Origin of the sequence: Luteimonas chenhongjianii (assembly GCF_002327105.1) — a bacterium.
Taxonomy (GTDB): domain Bacteria; phylum Pseudomonadota; class Gammaproteobacteria; order Xanthomonadales; family Xanthomonadaceae; genus Luteimonas; species Luteimonas chenhongjianii.
On sequence record NZ_CP023406.1, the window covers coordinates 2,962,722 to 2,977,103 of the forward strand.

Sequence of the window (14,382 nt, forward strand, 5' to 3'; positions counted from 1 at the left end):
GCCGTGCGCCACGCTCACGGCAGCCCCGGCGTATGACCAAGGGAGTTGCTCGCAGTTTCTGCGGCGCTTTTGCATGGCAGCTCCGTGCTGCGCACACGAGATCCAGGACGACGTAACGTATGGCCTGCTCCGCGAAGGTCGTCGCGCATCCGCCGGCGGTTACGTGGATTTCGCCTGCCCTGTCATCTCGAGTCCTGTCCATGCCTCTTCAATCCACTGCCCGCCGCCGCCTGCTGCAGGGCCTCGCAATTGCCGGAGCGTCGACGGTGCTGGGCGGATGCGCCACTGCTTTGACGGACCGCGACACCGCGGGTGGCTTCGTGCGCCGGGAAGTGCGCGCCGGCGCACGAAGCTCCGCCTTCCAGGTGTTCGTACCGGCAGCGCGACTGCCGCGGCCGCTTCCGGTCGTGCTGTTCCTTCACGGCTCGGGCGAGCGCGGCGACGACGGCGAGAAGCAGACCCAGGCGGGTCTGGGGCCATACCTGCGCGGCCGAGGGGGCGACTTCCCGGCGCTGGTGGTGTTCCCGCAGTCACCCGAGGGCGAATCCTGGGAAGGTGATACCGCGACGATGGCGCTCGCGGCGCTGGATGCGGCCACGGAGGAATTCCAGGGCGATCGCGCACGCACCTCGCTGACCGGAATGTCCCGCGGCGGCTACGGCACGTGGTCGCTGGCGCTGCGCGAGCCTGCCCGCTTCGCCGCGCTGGTGCCGGTCTGCGGCGGGATCACCCCGCCCGGCACCCGGCCCGACCTCGCTTCGCTCCAGGTCGAATCCACGCACGCGGCTGCGGACCCGTTCTCCGAGACCGCCCGGCAGCTGCGCCACATTCCCAGCTGGATCTTCCATGGCGCGCGCGACGACGTGGTGCCGCCCGAGCAGTCGCGACGCATGCATGCCGCGCTGCGCGCGGTCGGCGCGGACGTGCGCTACACCGAATTCCCCGACGCCAACCACAACAGCTGGGATGCGGCCTACCGCACCGAAGCGTTGTGGCCCTGGCTGTTCGCGCAGCAGCGTTGACGCGCGTCAGCGTGACGGACGCGCCCGCTGCATGCGCTGCGCAAGTGCATTGAGGCCGGCAATCGCCACCGTCAGCACAGCCATCGACAGGAACTGCGCACGGGTATCGGGAGAGGCCACGAGCATCGCGAAGATCGCCCCGAGCACACCAAGCGCGACGATCGTCGGCAACGGGAAGGCGCGCATCCGGAACGGCAATGCGCGGCCGGCGCGATCCGCGCGGCGGCGCAGGATGAACTGCGAAACCAGCGCGATCGTCCACACCAGCAGGCAGGTCGCACCGACGATGTTGAGCAGAAACGGCAGCACTCGCTGCGGGAACATCAGCTCCAGCGCGGCAGCGGCGAAGCCGAACGCCACGCTCGCCAGTACCGCAGCCACCGGCACGTTGCGCCGATCGCTGCGGCCGAGCAGGGACGGCGCATCGCCGCGCCGCCCGAGTGACCAGATCATCCGCGAGGCGCCATAGAGATTGGCGTTGAGCGCCGACAGCAGTGCGATCGCCGCGACCAGGGTGATCGCGGTGGCTGCGCCCGGGATCCGCGCCGTCTGCAGCACGGCGGCGAATGGCGAGGAAAGCGCCGGACTGTCCCAGGGGACCACGACCACGATCACCGCGATCGAACCCAGATAGAACACCAGGATGCGCCAGGCGACGGTGCGGATCGCGCGCGCCAGGCTGCCCGCGGGATCATTCGTCTCGGCCGCGGCGATCGCCACGATCTCCGTCCCTCCGAAAGCAAACACCACGACCAGCAGCGCCGCGCCGATACCGGCCCAGCCGCGCGGCGCGAAGCCGTCCGGTCCCAGCACGTTGGACAGGCCCGGCGAGGCCACGTCGGGCAGCCATCCGGCGATCAGTGCGATACCGATGGCGATGAACCCCAGGATCGCGATCACCTTGAGGATCGCGAACCAGAACTCGAACTCGCCGAACCGGCGCACGCCCAGCAGGTTGATCGCGGTGAACACGGCCATGAAACACAGCGCCAGCCCGGGTACGGACAGCGATGGCCAGATCGAAGCCAGCAGTCCTGCCGCGCCTACCGCTTCGGCGGCGATCACGATCACCACCTGCAGCCACCACAGCCACCCCACCGTCGCGCCGGCAACCGGTCCCATCGCGTCGGCCGCATACACCGAGAACGCACCACTGGCCGGCTTGGCTGCCGCCATTTCGCCGAGCGCATGCATCACCACGATCACCAGTGCGCCGGCGATCAGGTAGGAGACCAGCACGGCCGGACCCGCGGTCTGCACACCGACGCCCGACCCCAGGAACAGGCCGGCGCCGATCGCACTGCCGAGGCCCATCATCACCAGCTGGCGCGGCGTCAATGCGTGCGCGGGCGCGGATGCCACCTGCGCGGGCGGCGGGACATGGGGATCGTTGGAGGACATGGCTCGGCAGTCGGGTGGCGGGGCGTGGCGCACGATACCGGATTCGCGCGCAGGCGACGCCCGACGCTCAACCCAGCAGGGCCTCCAGCACCGCCATGCGTGCGACCACGCCGTTGCCGACCTGACGCAGGATCAGCGAGCTGGGGCCGTCAGCGACGGCGTCATCGATCTCGACGCCGCGATTCATCGGACCGGGATGCAGGACCACGACGTCGTTGGCGGCGCGGCGCAGGCGTCGCATGTCGAGTCCGTAGTGGAGGTGGTAGTCCTCGAGCGACCCGACCAGGCCTTCGGCCATGCGTTCGCGCTGCAGGCGCAGCATCATCACCGCATCGACGCCGTCGAGCGCGGCGTCGAGGTCGTGGGTGACCGTGCACCCGGCCAGCGTCGCGTCGTCCGGCAGCAGTGCGGCCGGGCCGCAGACGCGGATCTCGCCGGCGCCGAGGATCCGCAGCGCATGCAGGTCGCTGCGTGCGACCCGCGAATGGCGGACGTCGCCGACGATCGCAACCTTCAGCCCGCTGAAGTCGCGGCCCTTGGCCTGGCGCAGGGTCAGCATGTCCAGCAGGCCCTGGGTGGGATGCGCGCTGCGACCGTCACCGGCGTTGACCAGGGCGGTGCCGGGCCCCGCCACGGCGGCCAGCTCGGCCACTGCGCCGTCGCAGGCATGACGCATCACGAAGCCGCGCACACCCATCGCCTCGATGGTGCGAAAGGTGTCGAGCGCCGTCTCACCCTTGGTCGTCGAGGAAGTGGAGGCGTCGAATGCGAGCACATCGGCGCCGAGTCGCTGGCTTGCGCGCTGGAAACTCAGCCGCGTGCGGGTGGAGGGTTCGAAGAACAGCGTGCAGACCGCAGTCCCCGACAGGCGCGCATTGATCTCGCCGGAATCGGCCATTTCCTGGGCGCGATCGAGGAGTGCCTCGAGCACCGGACGCGGCAGCCCGTCGAGGGTGAGCAGGTGACGCAGGCGGCCGTCGTCACCGAGCTGGACGTCGGAAGCGACACAGGGTTCTTGCACGGTCATCGCGGGCTCGGGCAGCGGCGGGGCCTGCCATTGTCCCGCAGCCGCAAGCATGCGGCGAGTGCGAAGTGGATCAGACCGGCTGGCCGTCTTCCGGCGCGGCCAGCCAGCGCTCGACGATCACTGCGGCCGCCACCGCGTCGAGCGCGGCCGCGTCGCGGCGCTTGCGCCGGCCCTCGGCCCGGTCGAGGGCGAAACGCTGCGCGGCCTCGATCGAGCTCGCGCGTTCGTCCACCAGCACCACAGGCACCCGGTAGCGTCCCCGCAGCTCACGCGCGAACGCATGGGCCCGCACACGTGCGGGCTGGTCGCCGCCGTCGAGCGTCATCGGATCCCCGACGATCATGCCGTCGGGGCGCCATTCCTTGTGCAGGCGATCGACCGCCTGCCAGTCGATCTGCTCACCATGCACGTCGATGACCGCCAACGCGCGCGCGCCATGACCGAAGGCGCTGCCCACCGCTACGCCGATCCGCCGCGACCCCACATCGAAGCCCAGCACGGTGCCATCGCGGCGGATGCGGGCGGGCGCGGCATCGTTCATGCGCGGCCGCTGTGGCCGGCGACATGCATCATGTCGACGCCGATGCGGCCCGCCGCCGCCTGCCAGCGCGCGTCGAGCGGCGTGTCGAAAATAACGCTCGGATCGGCAGGTACGGTCAGCCAGCTGTGCTGGGTCAGTTCGAGTTCCAGCTGCCCCCTGCCCCAGCCAGCGCAGCCCAGCGCGACGGCGGCATGCTGCGGGCCGTCGCCGGCCGCCATCGCCTCGAGCACGTCGCGCGAGGTGGTGACATGCAGCCCCTCCGCGATCTTGAGGCTGGAATCCCAGCCGCCTTCGCCGTCGTGCAACACGAAACCCCGCTCGGGGTGCACCGGGCCGCCGGCGAGCACGCGCTGGTCGCGCAAAGTGTCGTCGCGCAAGGCGATCCCCATCTGGTCGACCAGATCGCCGAACGTGAATTCGGACGGGCGATTGACGACCACGCCCATCGCGCCGTCGCCGTCGTGCTGGCAGATCAGCGCGACCGTGCGCGAGAAATTCTGGTCCTGCAGCCCGGGCAGCGCGACCAGCATGTGGTTGGCGAAGAACGACATGTCGACATTCTAGCGGCGGCCTTCACGACGCTGCGTAAATGGCCCGCATTCGCGATCGAAACAGCTCGCCCGGCTTCACGCGGATTCGAACCGTCTGCGGCCACGGTGCGGCGCATGACGATCCGCATCGGCATTTCCGGCTGGCGCTACGCGCCCTGGCGTGGCGTGTTCTATCCCGGGGCGCTGCCCCAGCGCAGCGAGCTTGCGTATGCAGCCGGCCTGTTCCCGTCGATCGAGATCAACGGCTCGTTCTATTCACTGCAGTCGCCGGCGAGCTGGCGCGCATGGCGCGACGCGGTGCCCGACGGCTTCGTGTTCGCGGTCAAAGGGCCACGTTTCATCACCCACATGAAACGTCTGCAGGACATCGAAATGCCGCTGGCCAATTTCTTCGCATCCGGCGTGCTTGCGCTGGATGATCGCCTTGGCCCCCTGCTCTGGCAGCTGCCGCCGAACCTGGCCTTCGACCCTGCGCGCATGGCGGCCTTCCTGTCGTTGCTGCCGCGCGACACCACCGCCGCGTTGTCGCTGGCGCGTCGCCGCGAGGCCGCCCGCATGAAGGGGCGCAGCGCCCTGCCGCAACTGCCGCGGCGCCCCATCCGGCACGCGATCGAAGTCCGCCATGCCAGCTTCCAGACGCCGGAGTTCATGGGACTGCTCCGCGAACACGGCGTGGGTCTGGTGGTCTCCGACAGTGCCGGCCGGCATCCGGTGACCGAGGATGTCACCGCCGACTTCATCTACATCCGCCTGCATGGCGATACCGAGCTCTACACCAGCGGTTATGGCGACGCCGCGCTGGACCACTGGGCGCAACGGATCCGTCGCTGGGCTGCGGGCGGTGAGCCGCGAGACGCGCAACGCAGCGCACCGCGGGCACCACGCGCGCACGAAGGCCGCGATGTCTATTGCTATTTCGACAACGATGCCAAGGTGCATGCGCCGTTCGACGCCCAGACCCTCGCCCGACGACTCCCCGCCAGCTAGAGACCGAACTGGATCTCCTGCGGCGTTGCCACGCGCACCGCCATCACCTCCACATCCGCGCGCAGGACGCGCCCGGCAAGCGGATTGTTGCCGTCCACCGTGATCGCGTCATCGCTCAGCGCGGTGACCAGGACATCGAGCGGCCCCTTCTCCGTCTGCGCCCGCAGCTTCTCGCCAACGGAGGGCGTATTGCTGCCGGTGAAGATCGAGCGCGGCAAGGTCTGCACGAGGCTGTCGTGGCGAGGCCCGAAGCCGCGCTCGGGCGGAATGTCGACGGTGAAGGTATCGCCGGCGCTGCGGCCTTCGAGCGCAGCTTCGAGCCCGACGATGATCGAACCGCTGCCGTGCATGTACACCAGCGGATCATGGCCTCGCGTGGTCACCAGCTGCCGGCCGGCATCGTCGGAAAGGGTGAAGTGCACGGTGGCAACGCGGCGGTGGGCGATTTCCATCGACGGATCCATGCAGGGCGGTGCCGCATGTTGGCGCGACCAGCGTCACGGGCGCAACCGGCCCGGTCGTCGGTGGCAGACCCGCGCGGCGCACCCTATGCTGGGGCGATGAGCGGCTATTGCGACATCGCCCCCGGACATCCCGTCCATGCGTCCTACCACGCGACGGAGTACGGCTTTCCGCAGCGCGAGGAGGCAGTGCTGTTCGAGCGGCTGTTGCTCGAGATCAACCAGGCCGGGTTGAGCTGGGAGACCATCCTGCGCAAGCGCGCTGGCTTCCGCGCCGCCTACGATGGGTTCGATGTCGATGCGGTCGCCGATTACGGCGAAGCGGACCGCGCGCGACTGCTCGGCGACGCCGCGATCATCCGCAACCGGCTCAAGGTCGACGCGGCGATCCACAACGCACAGGTGATCCGCAGCCTGCGCGACAGCCATGGCGGCTTCGCGGACTGGCTCGATGCGCATGCACGCGACTACGGCACGCCGCGTGACAAGGCCTCGTGGGTCAAGCTGTTCAAGCGGACATTCCGCTTCACCGGTGGCGAGATCACCGGCGAGTTCCTGATGAGCCTGGGGTACTTGCCGGGCGCGCACCGCGCGGACTGTCCGGTAATGCAGGACATCGCACGCGTGAAGCGGAACGTCTGACGCCCGACCGGCCGTTCGCATGGCCGGGCCATCCGGCGCGCGGCACGCAGCCCACGCCGACATCCACGAAAACCTCGTGTCGACCTTCGACTGCGGCGCGTTCCACGGCTCCCACAGCATTCCGGCCGCTTGCGCGGCCGGAACGGGATACCTCGGAAACGTCAGGGATCAGCCCTTGACCGCTTCCTGGTAGCGGCGCTCGACTTCGTTCCAGTCGACCACGTTGTAGAAGGCGGCGATGTAATCAGGACGACGGTTCTGGTACTTGAGGTAGTACGCATGTTCCCAGACGTCCAGGCCGAGGATCGGTGTATTGCCCGAGCCGATGCCCTTCATCAACGGATTGTCTTGGTTGGCGCTGCTTTCGACCTTCAGCGCGCCGGAGGTGTCGACCGACAGCCAGGCCCAGCCGCTGCCGAAGCGGGTCAGCGCCGCCTTGGTGAAGGCTTCCTTGAATGCGTCGAAGCCACCCAGATCGCTGTCGATGCGCTTGGCAACCTCGCCGACCGGGTTGCCGCCGCCGTTGGGCGACATGACCGTCCAGAACAGCGAATGGTTGGCATGGCCACCGGCGTTGTTGCGCAGCGGGCCACGCTTGTCTTCCGGCAGCGCGTCGAGATCGGCGATCAGCGTCTCGACCGGGACGTCCGCCCACTGCGTGCCTTCGAGCGCGGCGTTGGCGTTGTTGATGTAGGTCTGGTGATGCTTGGTGTGATGGATTTCCATCGTCTTGGCATCGATATGCGGCTCGAGCGCGTCGTACGCGTAGCCCAGCTCGGGAAGGGTGTAGGCCATCATCGATCTCCTTGGGGAATGAATGCGCGCCATTGTCCCCCGGCGGGGGTCAAGTTGGCGACAACACCGCGCCCACGATACCGGGGCAGTGCGAACGACGCAGTCGACACTGCGTTGCGCCAGGCCCACAACGCGAACGCCCCGCACTGGGCGGGGCGTCCGTGATTCCGTCTGAGGCAGGATCAGCGCACTTCGGCCACTTCCACCCCGTCGAGTCCCTGCGACAGGGTGCGCGCATCTCCGCCCTGGGCGAGCTTGATGCGCAGACGCACCTCGTTGGCGGAGTCGGCGTAGCGCAGTGCGTCCTCGTAGGAAATCTCGCCAGCCTGGTAGAGCTCGAACAGGGCCTGGTCGAAGGTCTTCATGCCGAGGTTGGTCGACTCCTTCATCACCTCTTTCAGCTTGTGGATCTCGCCATCGCGGATGTAGTCCTGCACCAGCGGCGTACCCAGCATGACCTCCATCGCCACGCGACGGCCCTTGCCGTCGGGCGTGGGGATAAGCTGCTGTGCGACGACGCCCTTGAGGTTGAGCGAAAGATCCATCAGCAGCTGGCTGCGTCGGTCTTCGGGGAAGAAGTTGATGATGCGGTCCATCGCCTGGTTGGCGTTGTTCGCATGCAGCGTGCACAGCACCAGGTGGCCGGTCTCGGCGAAGGCGATGGCGTGATCCATGCCCTCGCGCGTGCGCACCTCGCCGATCATGATCACGTCAGGCGCCTGGCGCAGGGTGTTCTTGAGCGCGTTCTCCCAGCTGTCGGTGTCGATGCCCACCTCGCGCTGGGTGATGATGCAGCCGGCGTGCTTGTGCACGAATTCGATCGGGTCCTCGATCGTGATGATGTGACCGGTCGAGTTCTGGTTGCGATAGCCGATCATCGCCGCCAGCGAGGTCGACTTGCCGGTGCCGGTGGCGCCGACGAAGATCACGATGCCGCGCTTGGTCATCGCCAGCGTCTTGATGATCGGCGGCAGGTTCAGCTCTTCGATACTGGGGATGTGCGTCTCGATCCGGCGCAGCACCATGCCGACCTGGTTGCGCTGGTAGAAGCACGAGATGCGGAAGCGGCCGACGCCCGAGACGCCGATCGCGAAGTTGCACTCGTGGGTCTTCTCGAACTCCTCGCGCTGCGGCGGGGTCATCACGTTGAGCACCAGATCGCGCGCCTGCTGCGGGGTGAGCGGGTTCTGGGTGATCGGCGAGATCTTGCCGTGGACCTTGATCGACGGCGGCATGCCGGCCGTGATGAACAGGTCCGAGGCCTTCTGATGGGCCATCAGCTTGAGGAACGAGGTGAAATCGATGCTGCTCATGACGATCCTCCGGGATCCCGTCTCGCGCCGCGACCGCAAGCGGTCGGCGGCGCATCAATATTCGCGTCCGCTCAGTCGAACAGGCGCTTGTCCTTGGCGTATTCCCTGGCGGACGGACGCGTGATCAGGCCGCGCTTCACCAAGTCCTGCAGATGCTGGTCCAGCGTCTGCATGCCGTACTGCTGGCCGGTCTGGATGGCCGAATACATCTGCGCGACCTTGTCCTCGCGGATCAGGTTCCGGATCGCAGGCATGCCGACCATGATTTCCCAGGCTGCGGTACGTCCGCCGCCGACCTTCTTGAGCAGCGACTGCGAGATCACCGCGCGCAGCGATTCGGACAGCATCGAGCGCACCATCGGCTTCTCTCCCGAGGGGAAGACGTCGATGATGCGGTCGATGGTCTTGGCCGCGCTCGAGGTGTGCAGCGTGCCGAAGACCAGGTGGCCGGTTTCCGCGGCCGTGAGCGCCAGGCGGATGGTTTCCAGATCTCGCAACTCGCCGACCAGGATGTAGTCGGGATCCTCGCGCAGCGCCGAGCGCAACGCCTCGTTGAAGCCGTGCGTATCGCGATGCACCTCGCGCTGGTTGATCAGGCACTTCTGCGAGGTGTGCACGAATTCGATCGGATCCTCGACCGAGAGGATGTGCGCGTATTCGTTCTTGTTGATGTGGTCGATCATCGCCGCGAGCGTGGTCGACTTGCCCGAACCGGTCGGGCCGGTCACCAGGATCAGGCCCTGCGGCTGGTCGATCAGCTGGCGGAAGATCGGCGGACAGTTCAGGTCCTCGAGCGTCAGCACTTCGGAGGGAATGGTGCGGAATACCGCGCCGGCGCCACGGTTCTGGTTGAAGGCGTTGACGCGGAAGCGGGCCAGGCCGGGGATCTCGAACGAGAAGTCGACCTCGAGGAACTCTTCGAAGTCGCGGCGCTGCTTGTCCGACATGATGTCGTAGATCAGCGCATGCACCTGCTTGTGCTCGAGCGCGGGGATGTTGATACGGCGCACATCGCCATCGACGCGGATCATCGGCGGCAATCCCGCGGACAGATGCAGGTCCGACGCCTTGTTCTTGACCGAAAACGCCAACAGTTCGGCGATATCCATGCAGCACCCCTTGATAATGATCCGCGCAGGATACGGATCCGCCGTCCGACTGGCGCCGCCCCTGTCCCCGGCGGCAGTATAGACCCGGACGCGCCGGCCATAACCAGTGCGCGCCGCCCCCGTCCGAAGACACCATCGAGGTGCCCTGCCCGTGTCGACACTCCCCGCCCGCAACGCACTCGACGCGGTGCTCGCGCGCCTGCGGAAAGCGGCGGCCGACGCGTCGCGGCCGCAGCCCCCGCGCCTGCTCGCTGTCGGCAAGCGGCACCCAGCCGAAGCCATCGCCGCGCTCGCGGCCGCGGGCCAGCGCGCATTCGGCGAGAACTATGTCCAGGAGGCCGCCGGCAAGATCGAAGCCCTGGCCGGACTGGATCTGGAATGGCACCTGATCGGCCACCTGCAGTCGAACAAGGCGAAGCAGGCGGCCGCGCTGTTCGACTGGGTGCAGACCGTCGACAGGATGAAACTGGTCGACGCACTGTCCGCGCACCGGCCGGCCGCGCGCGACGCTCTGAACGTGCTGGTGCAGGTCAACATCGATGACGAGTCGAGCAAACACGGATGCGCGCCGACCGAAGTGCCGACGCTGGTGGCGGCGATCCGCGCCGCGCCCGGCCTGCGCCTGCGCGGCCTGATGGCGATTCCCGCGCCTCACGCCGAACCGTCGCGCCGGCGCGAGGCGTTCGCGCGCATGCGCCGCCTGTTCGACACGGTGGCCGGACAGGATCCCGCCATCGACACACTGTCGATGGGCATGAGCGACGACCTGGAGCTGGCGATCGCCGAAGGCGCGACGATGGTCCGCGTCGGGACTGCGCTGTTCGGTGCGCGCCTATCGCGCTGAGCGTCGCGGATGCGTCGGCTACCATCGACGCAGCTTCTTCTCCGGTACCGCCATGACCCAGACCATTGCTCCTTCCGATGCGCCCATCGTCTTCATCGGTGGCGGCAACATGGCGCGCAGCCTGATCGGTGGCCTGGTCGCGCGTGGCGGCGATGCCGCTTCGGTGCGCGTCGTCGATCCGAACCCCGACACACGCGAGGCGCTGGCCCGCGACTTCGGCGTGGCGACCTATGCCGACGCGGCCGATGCAGTGGCCGGGGCCGGTACCTGGGTGCTGGCGACCAAACCCCAGGTCATGCGCAGCGTCTGCGAGAGCCTGGCCGATCAGGCGCGTGCGAGCCGCCCGCTGGTGATGTCGGTCGCGGCCGGCATCACCTCCGACCAGCTCGACCGTTGGCTGGGGGGCAATGCGGCCGTCGTGCGCACGATGCCCAACACGCCGGCCCTGCTGGGCGCCGGCGTGACCGGGTTGTATGCGAATGCGCGCGTCGACGAGGCCGGGCGCGCCCGCGCCCAGGCGCTGCTCGAAAGCGCCGGAACCACCGTATGGATCGACGACGAAGCACGCATGGACGCGGTGACCGCCGTGTCCGGCAGCGGACCGGCCTATGTGTTCCTCCTCGCCGAGGCGATGGAAGACGCGGCGGTTGCGCAGGGCCTGCCAGCTGCCGATGCGCGCACGCTGGTACTGCAGACCGTACTGGGTGCCGCGCGGATGCTGGTCGAATCCGGGCAAGCGCCCGCCGAACTGCGTCGCCAGGTCACCTCGCCGGGCGGCACCACCCATGCGGCGGTCGAAACCTTCGAGGCGGGCGGCCTGCGCGTCCTGGTCGCCGAAGCGATCGACAACGCCGCGCGCCGCGGGGGCGAACTCTCGGCCGCCAATGACTGAGGGCGCGCGCCTTCCGGTCGCGATGCTCGCGCTGCTGGTCACTGCCTGCGGGCAGGCGCCGTCGCAGGCGGAGGTCGCCGCCGCGGCGACGAATGCAGCGATGCCGGCCCGGGCCACGACCGGCGAGCTGGAGGTGCTGGGGAGCGTGGTGCCGACCGCAGGCCTGAGCGCCCCGGTGGCCACTCGCTACCGGATCGAACCGGCGCGGGATCGCGCGCTCGTGCTGGTCAGCGTCCGACGCGGCGACGCCGCAACACCCGCGCGCGTCCGCGGCGAAGCCCGCGACCTGCGCGGCGTGCGTCAGGTCCTCGAGTTCGACGCGGTGGACGTGGATGGCGCCACCGAATACGTCGCGACCGCACGCGTGGAAGGTCCGGACACGCTGCGCCTGGACCTGCGGGTCGCCACCGACGAGGGCGAACGGGTCAACCTGCGCTTCAGCCGCGACATCGGGCGCTGAAGCGCGCGGCCGGTCGGGTTGCGCCCGAGCGGTTTCAATCGGTCGCGGCGCCGCTCGCCCACTTCGGAGCACGGATTCAGGGCGGCTAGCGCGGCGACCACCCGCGACGGAGAACAGCCGCAGCAGTAGCGCCGACCCGGCGTGGCGCAGAAAGCCGACGTCCGCCGCACCATTCGTGACGGCCTGTGCGGCGCCCTGCTGCTTCCGTCAGTAGGCGACGCTGAAACGCTGGCGCGGATGCGCGGGACGTTCGATCTCGTCGGCAAAGGCGATCGCGTAGTCCTCCATCGAGATCGCGCTGTTGCCTGCAGCGTCGACAAGCAGCGCATCCCCGCCGAGGCGGAACGCACCGGTGCGCGCGCCGGGTTCGAAACTGGCAGCCGGCGAAACGAAGGTCCAGTCGATGTCGTCAGCGCGGCGCAGCGCGTCGAGAAACACACGGCCTGCCGCGGCTTCGGCCTTGTAGGCCGGCGGGAACTCGGGCGTATCGATCAGCGCGACGCCAGGCGCGACCTCCAGGCTGCCGGCGCCGCCGACGACGAGCAGGCGCGGTACGCCGGCGCGGCGCACGGCCTCGAGCAACACCTCGGCGGTCGGTCCGCCATCGAACCGGGCGGCGCTCACGACGACGTCGTGTCCCTGCAGCAAGGGCACAAGGGCATCAGCGCGCGAGGCGTCGGCCGAATGCAGGCTCAGGCCGGCCTCGGCAGGCGTGTCGGCGGTGTTGCGGGCGATGCCGGTGACGCGATGACCACGCGCGAGCAGTTCGCTGGCGATACGCGAGCCCGCGCGTCCGGTGATGCCGATCAGGGCGATGCGTTGCATGGGAAGCTCCGCGATGTGGGGAGGCCCATGCTAGGCGCGAAGCTGCGACCGCGAATGGCCGCCGGTGCAACCCACCGTTGCGGCCGGCGCTACGCGGCGCGGCGCGGGCTCTGCGCCCAGTTGCGGATGATGGCCGCGATCGCGGCCACGCCATCGGTCAGCGCGGCAGGCCCGGGCTGCAGGATCAGCGGGGACTTGATCTCGTGCAGCTCGCCGTCGCGGACGGCCGGAATCGAATCCCATCCCGGGCGCGCGGCGACGCGTTCGGGGCGGAACTTCTTGCCGCACCAGGAGCCCAGGATGATGTCGGGCGCGCGCTCGATCACCGGATCTCCACTGGCGAGGATGCGCGCCCTGGCCAATGACTGGGCGGAGAGCTCGGGAAACACATCGTCACCGCCGGCGATACGGATCAGCTCGGCGACCCAGCGGATGCCGGTGATGATCGGCTCGTCCCATTCCTCGAAGTAGACGCGTGGCCGATACGGCAGCTTCGCGGCTTGCGCTTCGATCGCGTCCAGACCGCGGCGCAGGGTGTCGGCATAGGCGTCGGCGCGCGGACCCACGCCGACCAGGGCGCCGAGCCGGCGCACGTAGTCGACGATGCCGTCGACGCTGCGGTGGTTGCTGATCCACACCTCCACGCCACGGCGGACCAGCTCGGCGGCGATATCGGCCTGGATGTCGGAGAAACCGACAACGAAATCCGGTTCGAGCTTGAGGATCTCGTCGATCTTCGCGCTGGTGAAGGCGCTGACCTTGGGCTTTTCCCGGCGTGCCTGCGGCGGACGCACGGTGAAACCGCTGATGCCGACGATGCGGTGCTGTTCGCCGAGTGCGTAGAGGACTTCGGTGGGTTCTTCGGTCAGGCAGACGATGCGGCGCGGGCCAGCTGTCACGGATACAGCATCCGCTTGCGGCAGTCCCCCGCAACATCGCAATCGTAGAGCCAGCGCTCGTGCAGGCGGTACTGCGCGCCGTACCAGAACTCCATGCGATCGGGGCGCACGCGCAGTCCCGACCAGCGCGGCGGCCTGGGCACGTCGCGGCCTTCGAACTCACGCTCCACTTCCTCCAGCCGCCGGTTGAAAACCTCGCGGCTTTCGAGCTCGTCCGACTGCCTCGACGCCCACGCGCCGATCTGGCTGCCGCGCGGACGCGAGGCGAAATACGCATCGGCCTCTTCGTCGGCGACGATCACCACCGGCCCCTCGATCCGCACCTGCACGCCCTCACGCACGCGCGGCCAGTGGAACAGCAGCGCGGCGTGCGGATTCTCCTGCAACTCGCGGCCCTTGCGACCGTCGAGATGGGTGTAGAACACGAAGCCGCGTTCGTCCCAGGCCTTGAGCAGCACGGTGCGCGCGGAAGGACGCCCATCCAGGGCGGCGGTCGCGACGGTCATCGCGGTGCGATCGGGCTCGCCCGCGACGCGCGCCTCGTCGAACAGGGCGGCGAAGGTGTCGAGGGCTTCGGACAGCTGGGTGGTGGTCGCGGTGCTCATGCCCCCGA

At 68.7% G+C, this 14,382-nt stretch carries 17 protein-coding genes; 6 read left to right on the plus strand and 11 right to left on the minus strand.

The window, feature by feature from the left end; all coding sequences use genetic code 11:
* The first annotated feature begins 200 nt into the window (after positions 1-200).
* The gene (locus CNR27_RS13425) at positions 201-1,022 is read left to right on the plus strand and encodes a carboxylesterase family protein (RefSeq protein WP_096299535.1); all 822 of its coding nucleotides are present in this window, start codon (positions 201-203) and stop codon (positions 1,020-1,022) included.
* Positions 1,023-1,028: 6 nt separating this feature from the next.
* Here CNR27_RS13425 and CNR27_RS13430 read toward each other — a convergent pair whose 3' ends face one another.
* From CNR27_RS13430 to CNR27_RS13445, 4 genes are all read right to left on the minus strand, one after another.
* Complete coding sequence (locus CNR27_RS13430) at positions 1,029-2,423, minus strand: amino acid permease (RefSeq protein WP_096299537.1); 1,395 nt, start codon at positions 2,421-2,423, stop codon at positions 1,029-1,031.
* 67 nt (positions 2,424-2,490) lie between these two features.
* On the minus strand, positions 2,491-3,450 hold the full coding sequence (locus tag CNR27_RS13435; protein WP_096300672.1) for an aspartate carbamoyltransferase catalytic subunit: 960 nt from the start codon (positions 3,448-3,450) through the stop codon (positions 2,491-2,493).
* Between the two features lie 70 nt (positions 3,451-3,520).
* Positions 3,521-3,991, minus strand: a complete 471-nt coding sequence (gene ruvX, locus CNR27_RS13440) for a Holliday junction resolvase RuvX (RefSeq protein WP_096299539.1) — start codon at positions 3,989-3,991, stop codon at positions 3,521-3,523.
* Positions 3,988-4,542 carry a YqgE/AlgH family protein gene (locus tag CNR27_RS13445; RefSeq protein WP_096299541.1) on the minus strand — a complete coding sequence of 185 codons (555 nt, stop codon included), beginning with the start codon at positions 4,540-4,542 and terminating at the stop codon, positions 3,988-3,990. The genes ruvX and CNR27_RS13445 overlap by 4 nt, the downstream gene beginning before the upstream one ends.
* 114 nt (positions 4,543-4,656) lie before the next feature.
* Between CNR27_RS13445 and CNR27_RS13450 the strand changes: the two genes are divergently transcribed.
* Positions 4,657-5,529 (plus strand): DUF72 domain-containing protein, encoded by an 873-nt coding sequence (locus CNR27_RS13450; RefSeq protein WP_096299543.1) that lies wholly within the window; start codon positions 4,657-4,659, stop codon positions 5,527-5,529.
* Here CNR27_RS13450 and CNR27_RS13455 read toward each other — a convergent pair.
* Positions 5,526-5,981, minus strand: a complete 456-nt coding sequence (locus CNR27_RS13455) for an FKBP-type peptidyl-prolyl cis-trans isomerase (RefSeq protein WP_096300674.1) — start codon at positions 5,979-5,981, stop codon at positions 5,526-5,528. The two genes, CNR27_RS13450 and CNR27_RS13455, sit on opposite strands and share 4 nt — an antisense overlap.
* 108 nt (positions 5,982-6,089) lie before the next feature.
* Here CNR27_RS13455 and CNR27_RS13460 point away from each other — a divergent pair, with 108 nt between their 5' ends.
* Complete coding sequence (locus CNR27_RS13460) at positions 6,090-6,632, plus strand: DNA-3-methyladenine glycosylase I (protein ID WP_096299545.1); 543 nt, start codon at positions 6,090-6,092, stop codon at positions 6,630-6,632.
* Positions 6,633-6,800: 168 nt separating this feature from the next.
* On the opposite strand, the gene CNR27_RS13465 is transcribed toward CNR27_RS13460, so the two are convergent.
* The 3 genes from CNR27_RS13465 to CNR27_RS13475 all read right to left on the minus strand — a co-directional run bounded on the left by CNR27_RS13465 (position 6,801) and on the right by CNR27_RS13475 (position 9,849).
* Positions 6,801-7,427: a superoxide dismutase gene (locus tag CNR27_RS13465; RefSeq protein ID WP_096300676.1), complete on the minus strand. Its 627-nt coding sequence runs from the start codon at positions 7,425-7,427 to the stop codon at positions 6,801-6,803.
* 182 nt (positions 7,428-7,609) lie between these two features.
* On the minus strand, positions 7,610-8,740 hold the full coding sequence (locus tag CNR27_RS13470) for a PilT/PilU family type 4a pilus ATPase (RefSeq protein ID WP_096299547.1): 1,131 nt from the start codon (positions 8,738-8,740) through the stop codon (positions 7,610-7,612).
* A 71-nt stretch (positions 8,741-8,811) separates the two neighbouring features.
* Positions 8,812-9,849, minus strand: a complete 1,038-nt coding sequence (locus CNR27_RS13475; RefSeq protein ID WP_096299548.1) for a type IV pilus twitching motility protein PilT — start codon at positions 9,847-9,849, stop codon at positions 8,812-8,814.
* Positions 9,850-10,000: 151 nt separating this feature from the next.
* Here CNR27_RS13475 and CNR27_RS13480 point away from each other — a divergent pair, with 151 nt between their 5' ends.
* Genes CNR27_RS13480 through CNR27_RS13490 form a run of 3 tightly spaced genes read left to right on the plus strand, consistent with a single transcriptional unit; the run spans position 10,001 to position 12,045 of the window.
* Positions 10,001-10,693, plus strand: coding sequence for a YggS family pyridoxal phosphate-dependent enzyme (locus tag CNR27_RS13480; protein ID WP_425435458.1), 693 nt, complete (start codon positions 10,001-10,003; stop codon positions 10,691-10,693).
* A 52-nt stretch (positions 10,694-10,745) separates the two neighbouring features.
* Positions 10,746-11,585, plus strand: coding sequence for a pyrroline-5-carboxylate reductase (gene proC / locus CNR27_RS13485; protein WP_096299550.1), 840 nt, complete (start codon positions 10,746-10,748; stop codon positions 11,583-11,585).
* The gene (locus CNR27_RS13490) at positions 11,578-12,045 is read left to right on the plus strand and encodes a DUF4426 domain-containing protein (protein WP_157745496.1); all 468 of its coding nucleotides are present in this window, start codon (positions 11,578-11,580) and stop codon (positions 12,043-12,045) included. Before proC ends, CNR27_RS13490 begins: the two co-directional genes overlap by 8 nt.
* Positions 12,046-12,252: 207 nt before the next feature.
* Here CNR27_RS13490 and CNR27_RS13495 read toward each other — a convergent pair whose 3' ends face one another.
* The 3 genes from CNR27_RS13495 to pdxH form a co-directional block, all read right to left on the minus strand.
* A complete protein-coding gene (locus tag CNR27_RS13495) occupies positions 12,253-12,870 on the minus strand; it encodes an NAD(P)-dependent oxidoreductase (protein WP_096299554.1) in 618 nt (205 codons plus the stop codon).
* A gap of 89 nt (positions 12,871-12,959) precedes the next feature.
* Positions 12,960-13,769, minus strand: a complete 810-nt coding sequence (locus CNR27_RS13500; protein WP_096299556.1) for a cobalamin-binding protein — start codon at positions 13,767-13,769, stop codon at positions 12,960-12,962.
* Positions 13,766-14,374 carry a pyridoxamine 5'-phosphate oxidase gene (gene pdxH, locus CNR27_RS13505; RefSeq protein ID WP_096299558.1) on the minus strand — a complete coding sequence of 203 codons (609 nt, stop codon included), beginning with the start codon at positions 14,372-14,374 and terminating at the stop codon, positions 13,766-13,768. The genes CNR27_RS13500 and pdxH overlap by 4 nt, the downstream gene beginning before the upstream one ends.
* Positions 14,375-14,382 lie beyond the last annotated feature (8 nt).